The sequence below is a fragment of the Desulfosarcina alkanivorans genome (assembly GCF_009688945.1).
GTDB classification, from domain to species: domain Bacteria; phylum Desulfobacterota; class Desulfobacteria; order Desulfobacterales; family Desulfosarcinaceae; genus Desulfosarcina; species Desulfosarcina alkanivorans.
In genome coordinates, this window is record NZ_AP021874.1 from 6,844,399 (window position 1) to 6,862,675 (window position 18,277).

Annotated in this window: 13 protein-coding genes, 1 tRNA gene and 1 pseudogene; 11 read left to right on the forward strand and 4 right to left on the reverse strand. The window is 52.5% G+C overall.

From position 1 onward, the window contains the following. The first annotated feature begins 942 nt into the window (after positions 1-942). The 3 genes from DSCA_RS29780 to DSCA_RS33040 are packed head-to-tail and all read left to right on the forward strand — an operon-like array spanning position 943 to position 3,171. Positions 943-2,217, forward strand: coding sequence for a DDE-type integrase/transposase/recombinase (locus DSCA_RS29780; protein WP_155314545.1), 1,275 nt, complete (start codon positions 943-945; stop codon positions 2,215-2,217). Continuing rightward, positions 2,208-3,023, forward strand: a complete 816-nt coding sequence (locus DSCA_RS29785) for an ExeA family protein (protein WP_197904692.1) — start codon at positions 2,208-2,210, stop codon at positions 3,021-3,023. The genes DSCA_RS29780 and DSCA_RS29785 overlap by 10 nt, the downstream gene beginning before the upstream one ends. Before the next feature lie 13 nt (positions 3,024-3,036). Beyond that, complete coding sequence (locus tag DSCA_RS33040; protein WP_269434622.1) at positions 3,037-3,171, forward strand: hypothetical protein; 135 nt, start codon at positions 3,037-3,039, stop codon at positions 3,169-3,171. Between the two features lie 1,492 nt (positions 3,172-4,663). On the opposite strand, the gene DSCA_RS29790 is transcribed toward DSCA_RS33040, so the two are convergent. The 4 genes from DSCA_RS29790 to DSCA_RS29805 all read right to left on the reverse strand — a co-directional run bounded on the left by DSCA_RS29790 (position 4,664) and on the right by DSCA_RS29805 (position 10,128). After that, positions 4,664-6,112 (reverse strand): IS110 family transposase, encoded by a 1,449-nt coding sequence (locus DSCA_RS29790; protein ID WP_155319891.1) that lies wholly within the window; start codon positions 6,110-6,112, stop codon positions 4,664-4,666. 309 nt (positions 6,113-6,421) lie between these two features. Next, complete coding sequence (locus DSCA_RS29795) at positions 6,422-6,985, reverse strand: PEP-CTERM sorting domain-containing protein (protein ID WP_231716318.1); 564 nt, start codon at positions 6,983-6,985, stop codon at positions 6,422-6,424. Between the two features lie 474 nt (positions 6,986-7,459). Next, a complete protein-coding gene (locus DSCA_RS29800; RefSeq protein WP_155316411.1) occupies positions 7,460-8,818 on the reverse strand; it encodes an ISNCY family transposase in 1,359 nt (452 codons plus the stop codon). 935 nt (positions 8,819-9,753) lie between these two features. Further along, positions 9,754-10,128, reverse strand: coding sequence for a hypothetical protein (locus DSCA_RS29805; protein ID WP_155319893.1), 375 nt, complete (start codon positions 10,126-10,128; stop codon positions 9,754-9,756). Between the two features lie 428 nt (positions 10,129-10,556). Between DSCA_RS29805 and DSCA_RS29810 the strand changes: the two genes are divergently transcribed. The 8 genes and pseudogenes from DSCA_RS29810 to DSCA_RS29850 all read left to right on the forward strand — a co-directional run. Next, positions 10,557-11,864, forward strand: coding sequence for an HDOD domain-containing protein (locus tag DSCA_RS29810; RefSeq protein ID WP_167528010.1), 1,308 nt, complete (start codon positions 10,557-10,559; stop codon positions 11,862-11,864). Positions 11,865-12,057: 193 nt separating this feature from the next. After that, complete coding sequence (locus DSCA_RS29815) at positions 12,058-12,438, forward strand: DnaJ family domain-containing protein (protein WP_155319895.1); 381 nt, start codon at positions 12,058-12,060, stop codon at positions 12,436-12,438. Between the two features lie 12 nt (positions 12,439-12,450). After that, entirely contained in the window at positions 12,451-12,942 is a 492-nt protein-coding gene (locus tag DSCA_RS29820) for an SHOCT domain-containing protein (protein WP_155319896.1), read from the forward strand. A gap of 176 nt (positions 12,943-13,118) precedes the next feature. Further along, a complete protein-coding gene (locus DSCA_RS29825; RefSeq protein ID WP_155319897.1) occupies positions 13,119-14,072 on the forward strand; it encodes a D-alanine--D-alanine ligase family protein in 954 nt (317 codons plus the stop codon). Positions 14,073-14,179: 107 nt separating this feature from the next. Beyond that, entirely contained in the window at positions 14,180-15,961 is a 1,782-nt protein-coding gene (purD, locus tag DSCA_RS29830) for a phosphoribosylamine--glycine ligase (RefSeq protein WP_155319898.1), read from the forward strand. Next, a complete protein-coding gene (locus tag DSCA_RS29835) occupies positions 15,961-16,587 on the forward strand; it encodes an L-threonylcarbamoyladenylate synthase (RefSeq protein WP_269434697.1) in 627 nt (208 codons plus the stop codon). The genes purD and DSCA_RS29835 overlap by 1 nt, the downstream gene beginning before the upstream one ends. 41 nt (positions 16,588-16,628) lie before the next feature. Next, positions 16,629-16,715, forward strand: a tRNA-Leu gene (locus DSCA_RS29840). Positions 16,716-17,501: 786 nt separating this feature from the next. Next, a pseudogene (locus DSCA_RS29850) lies at positions 17,502-17,849 on the forward strand (transposase); the annotation flags it as partial. Between the last annotated feature and the right edge of the window lie 428 nt (positions 17,850-18,277).

Consider the following 18,277-nt stretch of genomic DNA (forward strand, 5'->3'; position numbering starts at 1 on the left):
ACAAGCGGACAGGAAAATATTGAGCACTATCTCAATATCACAAAGGCCTCAAGCGAGCAAGGGGATATGCTCACTCCTCTCAGATGCATACTGCAGGGTGGTCGGAGATCGCCCGGTGGTGGATCGATGTTTGCTCGGTGGAGGATCAGCCAAAAACTTACCACAAAAATCTGAACGCCTATCTGTACGCACTGAGCCGACGTTTGTAGGTTAGCGGGATCGAGGGTGGAGTAACCGGCAAGATAATCACAATCGTTGACAAACGGAAAAGAATTTTCGAATTAGATGAGCCTCCGGCAAGGGGGCTTTTTTTATGGATAAAGAAAAGGGGTGACGGTTGGCAGACCGGAGCACCCCAGAAAACCGGGTCGTATTATCGACCCCAACAAAGAATGGTCCGATGATACTTTCCGTTTGTGTAAAACTCAAGGATATTGATGAACAGGGACGCAATTTTTGTTGGCCAACACCTCGCGGATGCCCCAGGTGTGGTTCAACCCGAATATGGGGACACGGTTTCGTACTCGCCTATTTTGATGGATTTGCTTTTGGCGTATGGCTTCGAAGATACCGTTGCCCGGACTGTAATTGCATTATCAAAATGAAGCCCGAAGGTTATTTTAATCGTTTCCAGGTGCCGATTTTAACAATTTCCGATTGTTTGAAGCAACGCCTATCCAGCGGCAGATGGAACTCGAAGTTGTCTACATCCCGGCAGCGCCATTGGCTGGCCGCACTGAAACGAAAAGCCCTGGCCTGTTTCGGGATCGGAACCGATTTGCTTGCCGCCTTTTCCCTATTCCTGAATATGGGCCGGACACCTGTCAGTCGGACCATCTAATCCGGAGTTCTTTCCGTCATCGACAAACCTACCGAACAGTGCGCTCCCCGTACCGTGAGAAATGGTTTAAAGCCAGGGGAAACACAAAAAAGGAGGTTTGTATGACACAAGAAAAGGATGAGACCGTCGCTGTTTTCCGGTTCGGGGTCATTCACGAGTTTGTCGGCACGACGAACCTGACCAGAAGCGAGAAACGGCGACTGTTGAGGGAGAAGTGCGAGCGCAAATGGGTCATTCCCTATTCCAGCCGAACACGGATCAGCGAAAATACGATCTATCGCTGGATTCGACGTTACCAAAAAAGCAACGGCCGTATCGAATCGCTGTATCCCGGGAAAAGAGGCGATCAGGGTAGATCCCGAAACTTGGACGAAGAAACAGTCAACATCGTCCTTGCCACTAGACAAAGCCAGATGGCAACGCCAGTCCCGATGCTTTTGGAAAGTCTCAAACGCCAGACAATTGTTCCTGCAAGCTTTGGTCTTTCCACCCTCTATCGGCTGTTTCACCGACACGGGTTGATGGATCAATCCCCCAAACCGGAGGATCGAAGAAAGTACGAAGCCGAGCTGGTCAACGACATCTGGCAAAGCGATGTGATGCACGGACCCAAGGTGGTGGTCGATCAGAAAATGCGAAAAAGCTATTTGATCGCTTTTATCGACGATCATTCCCGATTGATCGTTTACGGCGGGTTCTACCTGTCGGAGAACCTGGCCAGTTTCATGGATGCTTTTGAAAAAGCACTTTCCAAACGAGGATTGCCGCGAAAACTGTACGTGGACAACGGCGCTGCCTATCGCAGCCGCAAACTCGAATTTACCTGTGCCTCACTGGCCATCGCCCTCATTCATGCAAGGCCGTACAAGCCCCAAGGCAAGGGCAAAATTGAGAGATTCTTCAAAACCGTTCGCGGTGGATTTTTACCTGCAGCCGATCTTTCCTCCCTGGAACGATTGAATCAGTCGTTTGCCCATTGGCTCGATACAGCCTATCACCAACGCATTCACAGCGCCACCGGCATGACGCCCTTTAACCGGTTCAGCAAAAACCTTGCCTGCATCCGAACGGCACCGAAGAACCTGAACGATCACTTTCGCACCGCCGTATACCGAACCGTCGCAAAGGATCGAACCGTCACACTCAACGGCAACCTGTTCGAAGCCCCGGTGGTATTGATCGGCAAGCGGGTGCTGATTTTGTATCACGAAAGCGAACCGAAAACGGCTGAGGTGTTTTTCAATCGGAAGTCCCACGGATTGTTGGTTCCCGTGGATCTGCATGTTAACTGCCGGGTAAAGCGGGACAAGAACATCAATACCCAACTCGAACCGGCCCACAAGACGGATTATCAGGGAGGCGGTCTATGGAAATGAATACGCCGTATCTGCCGTTCTTCGGTTTTGAGAAAGAGCCCTTCACGGCGGATATCGCGGTGACGGATATACTTGAAACGGATCAACTGGCGGCAGCGAAGAACCGTTTCGATTACAGTTTGGGGTTAGGGGCGATTTATCTGATCACCGGTGAGATCGGCTCCGGTAAATCCACAGCCATCCGTTATCTGGTAAACGGTCTGCATCCTTCCGAGTACAAGCTGGTCTACGTCACAGCCACGTCCGGTTCCATCCTGGAACTGTACCGCCTGATCATGGGAGAACTGGGAATGAAACCTGCCGGGACCTCCCGTGCGGCCATGACCGATGGAATCAAACGAGAAGTATTGGAATTGATCCACGGGAAAAAACAAAATGTCGTTCTGGTCATCGATGAAGCCTCTTTGCTCCGTCTGGAAGTCTTCGTGGAGCTGCATACGCTGTGTCAGTTCGAGATGGACTCAAAACCCTACCTGCCCATGGTACTGGCCGGACAAACTCATTTGATCGACAACCTGCGATATCCGGGTTGTCTTCCCCTGGCATCGCGGGTGGTGGCCAAAAGCCATTTCATCGGTTCCAAAAAAGAACAGATGCAAACCTATCTTCAGCATCATCTGACCATTGCCGGAATCGACCGGATGCTGTTCGAAGGTGATGCTATCACGGCCATCCACCAAGGATCGGGCGGCATCTTCAGGAAAGCCAACCACCTGGCTCGCGGTGCCCTGGTTGCCGCGGCAATGGGTCATGAAAAAACTGTCAACGCGGAACATGTGCGGCTTGCCGCATCCGAAATATTTTAGGAAAGGAGTCGATATGCCATCCCATCCGACCGCCGAAGATATCCGCCAAAAACTGGAGGCGCTTGTATTGGCCGCCATCTTAAATGTGCTCAACCGATTAACGGATGAGTTGTCTGTGGTAAGCCAGCAGAAAAAGATGAAATTTTAATCCGATTCGATACGGTTTGCCCGGTGAAACGGAGACAGGCTCTGCTGGGGAGCAACCTGTCAAGGGATAGCCGGGTGCAGGAGGCATTGAATAAAATGCCCAGAGGGGAGTAGCAAATCAGAAATGCTGCTCCCCTCATTTTATTCAAGCCTTCCTGCCCATGCCTTGAAAAACCCATAAGATTGGAGCGCGTAGCGCACCCTAATAGAGGTCCGACCAACGGTGGAAAGTCGTTGAAAACCGGTGGATATAAACAAAGTTCCAGTAAATTTGAAAACTTCGAAAACTCTTCAATTTAATCCGAAAATTGTCTTCCGTTGATTGCGGGAATCAACAACGTTCCCCCCGTATGGGGTGCCGCCTTCAAGCTCACCAGAGCAACCCTTCCTCCTTTTATAAAGAGGCCAGACCGTGGCTCCGCTTTTCCTTTACATAGGAGCCTTCCACAGATGGATCTCCATGAACCCATACCGTGGTATGCGCTCGGGATGATTGCTCCGTGGGTGGTCTTTATACGAATTGTTTCTGAACTGAAGGCCGGAATCCATACTGTAGTTGGGGCCGAGCATAGAACTCGAACCCCAATTTCTCCCAATTTCCACCACTTTCACTGATACTGCAGGCCAGACGCCCATGGTTACTATGTGCTTGAGGGATAACAAATCCCTCTGCTTCAGTTGCTGGTAAACCAGCTGTAAGGGATACGCGCAGAAGGAGTATTCTGAATGCCTACTAGGGTTGCTGGAGTTCGCTGGCAGAATATCAGTTATTGAGTACTCGCTTAGGAGCATCTCCAGAAAATGTAGCTGATCAATCCATTCCTTATTGATTTCCGTTCTCGTTTAGGCCTTTTCCTCTGTTCTGTGTCATTCCCATGAAGCAGGTTGGAGGAGTGTGTCACAATGTGGAGTTCATGGTCAGCAGGCTGTCAGCCCACTGATTCCCTGAGACAGAAACCCCACAAAGGTTGCTGGAATCATAGAGGATGTTGGGTTAAAACCCACTGGTACGATCTCAGGGCGCTCTTGGATAACGTACCTGAGAACGAAAAGCGTAAGTGCTCCGTGCATACTTACCTTCCAAAAAGGATATGTTTGATTGGTGATGAGTTGGAGAGCACCAGAATTTTTGCAACCCTTTTTTTAGCTCATTTTTCAGACAACACTCCCCTGTGCCGATTTTAACCGGTTTTTTTTAAGACTATGAACCGGTATGCCGATCAAAAATAAATATCTACAGCTCAGCAAAACAGGTGGTTCACCCCGTCCACTAATGTCCGATTGTGGCAATCTGGTATGACGAGATCTCCTGTTGTTTTTGGGATCAGAGCACCTTGGAGCCATTAAATTTCGGACGGAACGGGTGGGCACTCTCCAACAAGCCGTCAGTCGATCCTATTCATCAAATCGCCTGCGGCAGCTATCTGGAGCCATCCCGTCGCCGAAGCTGAGAGCATCATCTTTTTACCGCCATTGCCGGCATCCGTCCGTGATTACATTTTTAGTTTTATCCCATATACCTCCTGTAGGATATATCGCCATTGACCCAAAGGTTTGTCCCTGGCAAACGCTACATTAAGTCCGCCGGCTTTACTCCACTTGTCTCGAAGATATGACCACATGGCCAGGTAATAATCAGCACGACGCTCAGGCTTGATGTGAGTACTTCTCATATCTGGCGGCAGGTAAACCTGGGATGTGCGCATCATGCACATGGCCATGCGTACAAAGCGACGGGCTATCCCGAAGTCGGCATGCTGACCGGCAGCCTCGCGGCGACTGTAATCGTCTTTTAAATCCTTGGGACCATAACGGCCAATATGGAATGCCGATTGTACGACGTAGTCTTTGAGAATATGGTTGCTCCGTTTGCTGACGTGGCTCGTTATCGAAGGTCCCTGACTGCCGCCGGATTGTTTGACTGTGGGAACGATACCCGCATACGACGCCACTTGATCCGTCGACCGTTGAACCAGAGGGTCGCCGATCTCAGCAGCAACGCCTGCAGCCAGAACGATGCCGATACCTTTAATGCTGGTTAAAAAGGCACCCTGGGTCTGGGCCAACAGCTGCGCCATCTCATTCACCAATTGATGAGCACCTTCGAACAGACAGCGGTAATGCGTCACGTGGCTGGCCAAGGAGACCTGAAGCGCGGCGGTATATTCGTCTGGTGTCTTCAGGACCTGGGATGCGTAGTTCTGAAGCCTGGCTGCAACCTGTTCGGCTTTTTTAGTTCCCCGCTTTTCTAAGTTACGGATCAGGGCACCCCGCTGACGGCGACGGATCTGCGGTGCGCTGAAACGCTCCTGCATCAGGTATAACGAGCTGTTGGAAAAAGGACGGATCCCACTTTTCTTTTCATTCAGAAAGCCGGGGAAAAGCCGGTCGACAAGGGTGTGGATCCGGTTGCGGACTTCGGTCTTCATCTTGACCAGCTTCTTGCGATGGCGCACCAGGGTTCGCAGGTTGCGATACACCCCGGTCTGTGCCGGGCAACAGTTGGCCCTGCGGTTGAGCAGCATGGTGGCGATGCCCATCAGATCCAGCCGATCAGTGCTGGCCTGCAGGTTCTCGCGCTGCTTTTTGGCATCGTGGGCATTGACGTTGGCCACCAGCCACCCTTTGGACCGAATGGTGTTGGCAAAATTCTCAGCATACGAATTGACATCTTCTCCACCGAAAAAGACATGGTCGGACTGAATGTGACGATGCCGGCAAGAACGGTTGACCTGGCCGAGCAGATACTTGACCCCGTCGACGGAATTCTTGACTGAAAATGGCTTTCGGAGCACTTCGCCGTTTCCGTTACAGAACATGACCAGGTGATCCTTTTTGGCGTAATCGATGGGCACGCATATCAGTTTTGACAGGTTGCCTGCCTTTTCGAACAGGGCAGCCAGTTCTTGACTTCGATTCGGATAGATGCTTGACTTTTTCATGGTGGGGCTCCTTTCGTGTATGTGTTTCAGCTGCCTAACGGCAGACTGATAAACCACATTACCACCGGATCACTCCGGATGGTCCTTTACACAAAGGAGCTTCACCACTTTAAATTTGAAGAATGGGCAGAAGGCGGGGGGCAGAATTTCCAATGACGGCCCGAGTTACAAAGCAGTGCAGGCTCCGCGAGCTATCCCCTGCGGGCTCGCTCGCCTCCCCTCCATCTGTCACTCGGAAACGTACCAGCTATCACGAAAAAAAGCAGGGCCAAATTGACCCCGCTCATGCTTATTGAAAATTTGTCGTGTTTACTTTTTAAGGAGTCTTTTTCTATTGAATCCAGCAAGGCCCAAAAGACCGGTGCCAAGAAGGAGCATCGTTGCCGGTTCGGGTACTGGAGCCGCTTGGCCATAAAGGGTCACATGCGAAATGGCGCCTTCACCTGGCCAAAAGTTCGACAAAACAAGGGTTTCCGTTCCATTCCAGCTCAAAGCCCCCAAATTAAAGAGATACCAGGCTGGCTCTTGGTTTCCATCCTTGACGAGTAAATATGGATCAGTAATAATTTGCCCACCAACATACTCGATTTCTGCTCCGCTCGGATCACTGGAAGTATTCAAGAAGGTGGTTTCGTAACTTTCCAGTAGTGAACCCGATTCTCCATCGTCCACTTCAGCTTTATACAGTTCAACAAGATCGGGTTCAAATAGATCCTCAAGTACATCATTGATATCATCTTGATTGTTTTCATTGCCTTCCCACCTAAAACCTGTGGTGGGCGTAATTGACAAAGCATAAGCTTGTCCCGCAAACACCAGTACAGCACATAAAACTAATAATTTGATCATTAATAATGCTTTGAGTTTTTTCATTAAGATTCTTACCTTTCTCAGCATTTTTAATGCAGTTTAATGTTGAAAGCTCACAAAAGCATTTTCATAGTGTAGAAAAAATTTCATCATATGGGACTATGGTGGTTCTTCCAAGCAATATTTGCACCATAAAGAAAACTTTTTAGGACACATTGCAAAACTATTTAATATTAAATCTAATATGCAAAAATTACTTTTGAGGGAGGGATTGGCAAAATTTTAATTGTGGAAAAATGTATATAAAAAAATTTACATATATAGAAAAATTATGGGTTCTTCCCGCTTGCAGATAGATTAGTGTCCATCCATAAATGGTGATTCTCAGAGCCGAGTCGCAAAAAATATGGAGCAGTAGAATCCTCGGCAGGATATTTCTCACCATCGTTACATTGAGTTGTGACTAATCAATCAAAATCGGCTTAATCCAAGCGCACTTGTTCAACCAGTTTTTAAGATGCGGAAGCGGTTAAGCTCTCAAGTGGCTGGCTTGGCCCTGGCGATGGTCAGCAAGTTCGCGGCCACAATCGACGACCAGACATAGGATTTAAACGAGTCCCATCCTTTCCAGGTACATCGGGAAAGGCCAAGACAACGCTTCAGCCAGGAAATGCCAGCTTCAATTCCGGCTCGAAAACGGCGTAACCTGCGATAAACATACTGGCTGCGGCACATGTCGGTTTCTGATAGACCTCGCTTTTTGGCAAAACAGACGTCTTTGATCTTACGCGATTTGGCCTGTTTCAAGTTCTCCTTGGATGCAAAACCGCCATCGAAGCTGGCCTTGAGGGGATAACGGCCATAGATCTGTTTTTGCCGGTCCAGCATGGGTATGGTCAGATCCGTGTCGGCTGGATTACCTTCGGTGACTACACAGTCCAGAATCAGGTTCGAAGCGCCGCCGGTCAGACAGATTTTGTGGCCAAACAGCGTATCGCGTCGATCCTTGACGATGATGTCGGTATGTGGCTCGAACACCGATACCACCTTGTCTTTGGCATCGACAGTTTCTCCATGAAGAACCCGGCGTTCGGTCTGGTGGATCACCCTACGGGTCAAGTCAACAAAATGTTCGATCTGGAAGCCAAGTGCCATGGCCAGAGGGTCTATGGTCCCACCGGTGTTGATCGCAGCGACAGCCCTGTGGGCGTACCCGACCACTTTGCGACTGGTTTTGAGCAGATCCACGTAGGCGGCCTTACGCGTGATCTTGCGTTTGGCATTCATCACCGCCAGCATCCGACGTTTGGCAACACGGGTATGGTTATGGAAACCAGGAACGTTAACCCGAAAATCTTCCCGGCAGCGGTCGACCAGCCTTGTCAGCACCCGAACACCATCCCACAACAGGTTGGAGTCGGTAGGGTGATGGATGTGGGTTTCAACGCATGTGCAATCCACACGGACTTGACGACCCTTTTCAATGCCCTTTTGTTTCGCATATCCCAAAAGGTCCGTGTTGATCAGTTCCCAGGTGATGTCCGATATGGCTTTGATGTTCTTGTTCAGCGCAGATTTCTTGTATCCCTTGTCGGCGATGCCGATACGGCAAAACCAGCTCAATGCCTGCGAATCGACGATATGAAAGGCCAAGTCTTCATACGTAAAACCGAAAAGGACTTTCACAATGGCACAACGAAGCACCTGGTCAGCACTCATGCCACCGGCACCTTTTCGATAGGCGACCAACTTGCCCTTGTTCAAATCTTGAAGAACGCGATCGCAGATGATAGGGTGCCCATCAATGATGTCACTGATGGCTGTGAGTTCTTTTGCTTGGGCGTGGTCTTTTATCTGAGGCATCAGCGGCATCTGTTTTTGCCATTTTTCGCGCATTTTGTGTTTCGCCTTTTTCTTTCTTTTGTAATGATATTGGTTGTTTGGAGACTTTCAATATACTACAACGAGAAGAATAAAGCTACAACAAAATGCGCGTTTCTTATTTATTACGGGTAGTTATTCCCGTGGATGGACACTAGATTAAGATATCCAATCTCACGCAGGCAGCAACGAATCTGCGCATGTGCGACATGGCTAATTATGGCACAAATTCCGATTTAAATGGGGTGACACTTTTCCCGCCCTTACGATTTTGATCAGATCATTTTTCAGCAGCCACTGTTTTGCCGCGATTCTCCATTCCACATTGATAATTTTTGGCTTACCCGTCCGGATTGCTATTTCTGCGGCCAGACTCAGGATCCATCGGTAAACGCTTTTTCTTTGGCCTTTTGAGTAACGGATACGATCGCCTCCAAAATAGGTACCGCAGGCCGTTCGATTATCAAGACAGCGCCGGAGGGTGTGATTAAAATCATGAGCCGCCGTTTCTGATAGAAGAAAATACGATCCTATCGTTTGCCGAGCAGTTCGGCATCAGCGATCACAGCGTATACCACTGCAAGAGATACCGGCAGCAGGGGTGTCCTAATCAGACGTTTGCCAAGAAGTTCTTTGACCGGCTTGGACTCGTTTCACTGCTGGATCTGGTTCTCAGGTTTCAATGTAACACATGAACCGCCGTATACGGAACCCTACGTAAGGTGGTGTGGGAGGACGGAGGCCGTTAGCCCTCCTCCTACCCGTTGGAGTCCGGATAGCTATTTGCGTTCGTTAACGCACCCTTGCCTGAGGTTGCTCTTCATATTCAGAAAACGGTGTAAACGAGCGACGCCGCCTGCCGGGTCAAACGGTGACGGCAGGCAGCCTTTGCTTTTCTGGCCGGTTAGAAGGACAGGGCGCGCAGATGGTCGGCAGCATTGGGGATATGGCTATTTTTCGGCCTCGTCGGTATCGCGATCAAGATTCTCGGCGATGAATTCCCGCAGCAGTTTCCGGCTTTCACGATCATGCCCGGTGGTGAATTCCGTCCCGCAAACCCATCCCGATTTGAAATGAAGGTGCCTGTTCGAGGGCCGGAACTGGGAAATGTGTCTGGGGATGCCGGTCACCCGCACCGGCAGATTGCCGTTGACGATCATCGGCTCGATCCTGGCACCGATTTCGATCTCTTCCGGAGAATCCATCAGAAACCCCAGCCCGTATTCGTTAATATTGAAAACCCGATAGGTTTTCCCGTTGATCGATACGGTCAGGTCCTTTACCGAAAATCGCCGCTTCCTTCTCTTTCCCCAGTCCGGATCCATTTTTTCTCCTGTTTTCCTACACTACTCCCGGCGGTTTTTCCCGTCAATCCCCCACGCCTTGTTTTCAATGATTACTTTCCGGTATCGGGTCAGATCGACAGATCCTTTAGCTGAAAGTGGTTCACGGATGACAGGGGCGTGCCTGTTCCGCATCCGTGCCCATCATTACGGGCGGGTTGGTGTTTCCCGGGTTCGGCGGTCGATCAACCTGGTTGGGCCGGCCCTTTGCGGATAAGATTCATGAAATCCGATAACCGGCCGATAATACCGTCATACGGGCAATGGGGGCATTTCCAGTTCCGATGGAATGCCTCCCGTGATTGCTCTCCGGGGCAAAGGAACTTATGGTGAGCGCGCATTTAGAGATACTGCCGATAATCAACCGGCTTGGGTTTTTCAATTCGTTTACCGCGGAGGAGAAGGGGCAGATGGTGTCGGACGATACCCACTTCAGGGTGTATCGGCCGGGGGAAATGCTCATCCGCCAGGGCAGCAGCGATCAAAGCCTGTTTATTATTCTTGCCGGGACGGTCAGCATCACCGAAGGGACCGGCGAAACCATTTTTGCCGTATTGAGAGCCGGTGACATCTTCGGGGAGATGGCCTTTTTAACTGACACCCGACGCACCGCCAACGTCGTTGCCAGGGACGCGGTTATCGCGCTGAAACTGGACCGTGTGCGGTTCGAACAACTCTCCGCTCGGATCCGTGAAAAGTTCAAAGACAAGATCATCGAAAAACTGGTGGCCCGGTTGGATACGGCAAACAAGGAGCTGGTCAGAATCAACGCCGCCGTGAGTGACCGTTTTCCCGAGCCATCGAAACCCATCGGTTCACCGCCCGGTCGGCCTGCTGCCGACGCGACAGAACCCGCATTCATTTCCGGCAGGGAACTGATTCGAAAGATCGTTTCGGACACGGCGTCGTTGCCGGCCATGCCCGAAGTGATGCTCAAAGTTCAGCAGATGATCAAGCATCCGGGAACCAGTCCGGCCCAGTTGTCCAAAATCATTGAAACCGATCCTGCCATGGTAACCGGCATCCTCAAAGTGGCCAATTCCGCCTACTATGGGTTTCGTGGAAAGGTCTCCACCATCCAGCATGCATCCTCCCTGTTCGGCACCCGTCGGTTGGCTGAATTGATCACCGCCATGAGTGCCGGCGGTGTTCTGGGAATGGCCATGGGCGGATACGGCCTCAAGGCCGGCGACATGTGGCGGCATTCCATTGCCGTGGCGTGCACCGCCGGTGAGATCGCATCCTCCGTTTCCGCTGAAGCATACGACAGCGCATATATGGCGGGGCTGCTTCACGATGTGGGCAAGATCATCCTTGACCCTTTTGTCCAGGAGCGCAGCGTGTTGTTCGACCACTACTTTGCCGCCCATCCGGATAAACCCCTTCAGGATGCGGAACGGGATATCCTGGGGTTTGATCATGCCGTTATTGCAGGCATTCTCTGCGACAACTGGAATCTGCCGCGGTCCATCTCCTTCGGCATTCGCCATCACCACCAGCCGTCGTCGGCCGGGGGCCATCAATTGTCCCATATCGTGCATCTCGCGGACTATATTTCGGTTCAGGCGGGTTTGGGCGCCGGCGGCAAGGCCGCCTGCCATGTGTTGGATGAAACCAGCAGCGCCGCCGTCTCCCTGGGTTCGAATTTTTTGCAGACCGCGGCAGATAAGGCCCACCATTATGTGGAAAGCCTGACCGGGCGTCTGCTCGGTTCATGACCCCTTCCGTCCGCACCCGCCCATGGTGGCGTTGTCCGGTACATTAGTCCTTGAAATCCGTCCTTACGGTATAATATAGTCCTTTAACCGATTGCGTCGGTCTACACGATCGAGACGGACGTATTTTGTAAAATTACACAGTGAAATGAATGGTCAACCCGGCCCCGGCGTGGTGCCTCATGAGATGGATCGCATGTTTACCGGATTTGAAAAAATAATTGAATCCCGAATTAAAAAAGCCCAGGACCAGGGTGCCTTCGAAAACCTTCCCGGCAGCGGCAAACCCCTGGAAATAGAGGATGACCGGCATATCCCCGAGGATTTGCGCCTGGCCTACAAGGTTCTGAAAAATGCCGACTGCCTTCCGCCGGAGGTGCAGTTGCGCAAGGAAATCCGTACGACCGAGGACCTGCTGGCCGGCATGACGGACGCGGGGCAGAAGTACCGCACCCTGAAAAAACTCAACTATCTGATCCTGAAGCTGAACGCCATGAGAGACGCCAACGCGGCGTACGATATTCCCCAGCGCTACTACGGCGAGGTGGTCGAACGACTCGGGGCCGACAAAGCGTAATCTGGTGCAACCATGTTAGCTAAAAAAAAAGAAGGCGACGGCCTGGTCAAGAGCGTGTTGCTCGCCTACTTCATTCTCGCACTTCATGTACTTCTGATCGCCGGAATGGCGGTTCTGGTCCTTTTTTTCCGGGGTGTGGTCAACTATATGCTCTGGATTTTTCTGGGGGGAATGGTGCTGATCGGTTTTTCCCTCTTCTATTTTATCAGGCGGATGCGGGCCGAGGGCAGATCCCTTCGTGAGATGTTGAAAAATCCAATGTTCAACGGTCGATCCGTCGAGGTGAGCCTGCTGGGTGGGATGGCCACCGTCAAACTGGGCCAGTCGTCCCAGCCGCCGGCTATCGGACACGATGCCGCCGTTGATCTTCCCCGTCTTGAAGATCCGGAGGCCTCCCGGAACAGGGACGCTTCGGACCTTGCGGAACTGGCACGCCTGCTTGAAAAAGATCTCATCACGGTTGACGAATTCAACAAGGCCAAACGGCAATTGTTGAAGGGTTGATCGCGCCTGCCGAAACAGATGACCGGAAGGGGCTGGAAAACGGCCCGCTCCTGTTTTTTTTGAACCCGCTGCACCGCCTGCGTTGCCGGGATTCCGGGCATCAGGCCTCGCACTGCGGCTGAAGCCACGTTTCGCCGGTTTTCCATTGCCGATTATTCAAAAAAGGAAACCTTGATATGCAAAAGAAATCGATCGCCTTGATTTTCGGCGGGATCTCTTCTGAGAGAGACGTCTCCCTCAACAGCGGCAAACAGGTGTTTGACGCACTGGACAAGAACAAATATGACATTGCGACCTATGATCCCAAAACGGATATTCCCCGGCTGGTGAACGATGCCGACGGAATCGACTGTGCGCTGATTATCCTGCACGGCCCATATGGCGAGGACGGGACGGTTCAAGGCCTGCTTGACCTGCTGGACATTCCCTATCAGGGGGCCGGTGTGCTGGGCAGCGCCGTTGCCATGAACAAATTGTTGTCCAAGGGTTTATACGAGCAGGCCGGATTAACCGTGCCGCCCTATGCGGTCGTTCGGCGGGGGGAACCGGTCGACGTAGACACGATTGTCACCCGGCTGGGGCTGCCGCTGGTGGTCAAACCAGTGGAGACCGGATCCAGCGTGGGGATGTCCATCGTCCGCACGGACGCGTCCCTTGAGGCTGCGGTGGGAAAAGCATTCGGGTTCGGCGCCACCGTGATGATCGAAGCCCATATCTCCGGAACGGAGATCACCTGCGGCGTGCTGGGCAATGACGACCTGGAGGCGCTGCCGCTCATCGAGATTATTCCGGGTGACAACCATGAGTTTTTTGATTACGATGCCAAATATCAGCCCGGTGCCACCCGGGAAGTCTGTCCGGCACCTCTTTCGGCGGAGCTGACCCGAAAGGCGCAGGCCTGCGCCATAGCCGCCCATCGTGCCCTTTATTGCCAGGGGTACAGCCGCACGGACATGATTCTGAAGGACAATGAATTTTTTATCCTGGAAACCAACACCATCCCGGGCATGACGGCCACCAGCCTTTACCCGCAGTCAGCCGAGGCCGCCGGTTTTTCCTTTGGCGGGCTGCTGGACCGGCTGATCGAACTGGGAATGGATGCCCGGCGTCGTCAAACGACACGGGGGTAGGGGGCCGAAAAAGCGGACGGGAGGACATCATTAAGAAACCGTCAACATACCCATGACCACAAACGCCGGCGGCATTGCCGACGGCTCAAAAAGGAGGGAGGCGTTTTATGAAAGTGCTGGTTGTCGGCGGCGGCGGAAGAGAGCACGCCCTGGTTTGGAAAATTGCCCAGAGTCCACGTGTAAAAAAAATTTTCTGCGCACCCGGAAATGCAGGAATCAACCGACTGGCCACCTGTGTCCCCATCGGGGCAGCCGAAATCGACAAGCTTCTCGCCTTTGCCCGGGATGAGAAGATAGACCTCACCATCGTCGGCCCGGAAGATCCGCTGTCCAATGGGATCGTCGACCAGTTCGAAGCGGCGGGGCTGCGGATTTTCGGAGCCAGCCGGAAAGCGGCCCGGATCGAATCAAGCAAGTCCTTTGCCAAGGCGGTCATGGAAAAATACGGCATCCCCACCGCCAAAGGCCGGACGTTTACCCGTTTCGCCCAGGCGCAGGCCTATGTGAAAAAGATGGGGGCGCCTCTGGTGGTCAAGGCGGATGGCCTGGCCGCCGGAAAAGGCGTTATCGTCTGCAGTACCGAGAAAATGGCTTTGGATGCTTTAAAGCAAATTATGATCGATCGTGAATTTGGAGATGCGGGGGACCAGGTGGTGGTGGAAGAATGCCTGGTGGGGGAAGAGGCCTCGTTCCTGGCATTCACCGACGGTAAAACCGTACTGCCCCTTCCGTCTTCCCAGGACCACAAACCGGTTTTCAATGACGACAAGGGGCTGAATACCGGCGGTATGGGAGCATACTCCCCCGCGCCGGTGGTGGACCAATACCTCCACCAGCGGATCATGAATGAGGTGATGATTCCCATGGTCAACGGCATGGCCGCCGAGGGATGCCCCTATAAGGGTGTATTGTATGCCGGGTTGATGATCGATCGGGATACGATCAAGGTGCTCGAGTTCAACGGCCGGTTTGGTGACCCGGAAGCCCAGCCCCTGCTGGTGCGCATGCAAAACGACATTATTCCGGTTGTCGAGGCCATCATCGATGAGCGGCTGGACGCCTGCCGGCTGGATATCGATCCCCGCGCATCGGTGTGTGTGGTCATGGCCGCCGGCGGCTACCCGGGAAAATACAAAAAGGGGCTCGAGATCAAGGGCATCGATGCGGCCAATCGCATGCGGGATGTGGTGGTTTTTCATGCGGGAACCCGTCTGTCCGGCAAAAAAATCCTTTCCCATGGCGGCAGGGTACTGGGGGTCACGGCCCTTGGGGATACCGTGGAACTGGCCATCAAGAAAGCCTACAAGGCGGTGGCCAAGATAAAATGGACCCGCGTTCATTATCGTACCGATATCGGGAAAAAGGCGCTCGTGCGGATGCAGGCCGTGCCCCGGGTGGGTATTGTCATGGGCAGTGACTCGGACCTGAAAGTGATGGAAGGTGCTCTGGGGATATTCAAAAAGTTCGGCATTCCCATTGAGATGACCGTGGCGTCGGCCCACCGCAGCCCGGAGCGGGCCGCCGCCTATGCCACTTCTGCCAGGGACCGGGGACTCAGGGCAATCATTGCCGGTGCCGGACATGCCGCCCATCTGGCCGGTGTGCTGGCTGCCCATACCACCCTTCCCGTGATCGGGGTACCCATTGATTCGTCGTGCCTTCAGGGATTCGATTCCCTCCTTTCCACCGTACAGATGCCGCCGGGGATCCCCGTGGCGACGGTATCCATCGGAAAGCCGGGTGCCAAAAACGCCGCCATCCTGGCCGTACAGATCATGGCCGTGTCCGACGATGCCCTGGCCGTTCAGTTGAAGGCATTTAAAAAAGAAATGGCCGAACAGGTTGAAAAAAAGGCAGAAACTCAAACGATACCGCTGAGGTCATCCTGATCGACCCGAAGAGGCCCGATCCGGATGGTATCCGTCCGGCGGTCGACGTCCTGAGGCAAAAAGGCGTACTGGTGTTTCCCACCGCGGGACTTTACGGCCTCGGCGCCGATGCGCTTTGTGAGGAAGCCGTCCGCCGCGTATTCGCCATCAAGCGCCGCCCGTTGGATCAACCGCTTCTGGTGTTGCTGTCCGGCATCGAGGACATGAAAACGGTGGTGCCGGCGGTTCCGGACTATGCTGAACCGCTGTTGCGTCTCTGGCCCGGTGGGATCACCCTGGTTTTCAGGGGCGGCGATTGCCTGCCGGCAGCCCTTACCGGCGGAACGGGAAACATCGGTGTACGCATGCCGGCCCATCCGGTGGCCAGGGCGCTGGTCGAGCGTTTCGGCGGCCCCATTACCGGAACCAGCGCCAACCTGTCCGGCTATCCGGCAGCGGCCCGTGTGACGGACCTTGCCCCTGACATCCGCAGGCGGGTGGATCTGGTAGTGGATGCCGGTGTCCTTGCCGGTGGGACCGGCTCCACGATTCTGGACGCGACCTGCTGGCCGATGAAGGTGCTCCGTGAGGGGGCGGTATCCCGGCGGGCCATTGAGGGGGTTCTCAAAAACGGGTCGTGCAAATAGATTGACAATCACACCCGTTTTCCCTATATAACCGAACCCATGCCGGAGTGGTGAAATTGGTAGACGCAGTGGACTCAAAATCCACCGGGGGCGACCCCGTCTCGGTTCGATTCCGAGCTCCGGCACCATAAAGAAATCAGGGGGTTAGCCATTATCGGGTGACTCCCTTTTTTTGTGGGAAATCGGCGATTGTGCCCGAAACTGTGCCCGTAAAATTTTCAAGGTAATCGGCCTGTCTTTCTGACGCTGCTTTCAAGTCCGCATCGTTGACGATGTTGTAACGGTCAAAGACAGAACGAGTTTTATGACCTGATATCATCATTGCCACTCTTTCCAGTGTCCCGGAGCGGACCATGTTTCGAATTGCGGTCCTTCTGAAGTCGTGGAAAAGCCTCCGACCGATTCCAGCAACTTTACAAGCCGAAAATCATGCTGACCTGAAATCTTTGATTTTACCTGTCCCTTTGCGATTCGGAAATACGTATGGGGATAGGGCATTTCGGTCTTTCTGATTTTGCCACTGCCGCTGAAATACATCTCTTAGCTCATCATCAAGGAACACCGTCCGGGCTTCATCGTTTTTGGTTTCACCGACTTCAAGCCGAACAATGCCTTGCTTCAGATCTATACGAAAAATCCTTTGCGGACATTATTTTCTTTGAGTCTGGGAATGTAAGGCATCCTCCGCTCAACGAGTGGAGGCGTTTGCTTGATTCCTGTAGGTTAGCGGGATCGAGGGTGGAGTAACCGGCAAGATAATCACAATCGTTGACAAACGGAAAAGAATTTTCGAATTAGATGAGCCTCCGGCAAGGAGGCTTTTTTTATGGATAAAGAAAAGGGGTGACGGTTGGCAGACCGGAGCACCCCAGAAAACCGGGTCGTATTATCGACCCCAACAAAGTCTTGAGGCGGTGGATGAGGCTATCCGCCGCTACGGAACCCCGGAAATTTTCAACACCGATCAGGGCTCCCAGTTTACCAGTGACGATTTTACCGGCTTGCTAAAAGACCATGGCATTGCCATCAGTATGGACGGCAGAGGCCGTGCCCAAGACAACATTTTTATTGAAAGGCTATGGTGGACCCTGAAGTATAACTATGTCTATCTCCGCGCTTTTAACAATGGGGCCGATCTGCGGAAAGGCCTTCGCGGCTGGTTCTCATTTTACAACAAGGAGCGATTTCATCAGGCACTTGACAACCTGACCCCGGATGAGGTTTATTACGGCCTTCCTCATCCATTCGCGGAGGCGGCCTGAGGCCTCCCCTTAACGAATCGGCTCAGAGTTTATCCTATACGTCAGGTTGTCCAGCCTCTCGGGTCCATCGCCTAATTCATGGATGCATCTTCCTAAAAGCGACCATGGATTTCTGCAAATCTTAAGAGGGCGAAGTCACACAATTTATAAATTAACCATTCAGAGCTTTTAATAGCAAAATAAGAGGATAGCCCGTGACGAACATTGTCGGAATTGCCGACAAAAAATGTTAAAGCACCAGGCCGACGCAAAATTTAGTTTTTAAATCGCTGTAATAAAAGGGTAAAAATATTGCTGCTATTCGGTACAGATTGTGCTACACACCTATAGCGCCGGGATCCAGAATTGATCACGTAATTGTTGCGCTGCCTTTTTCCCCGGCAATCACTATTCAGAAATTATATAATTCGGATATCGAACCACGTTGT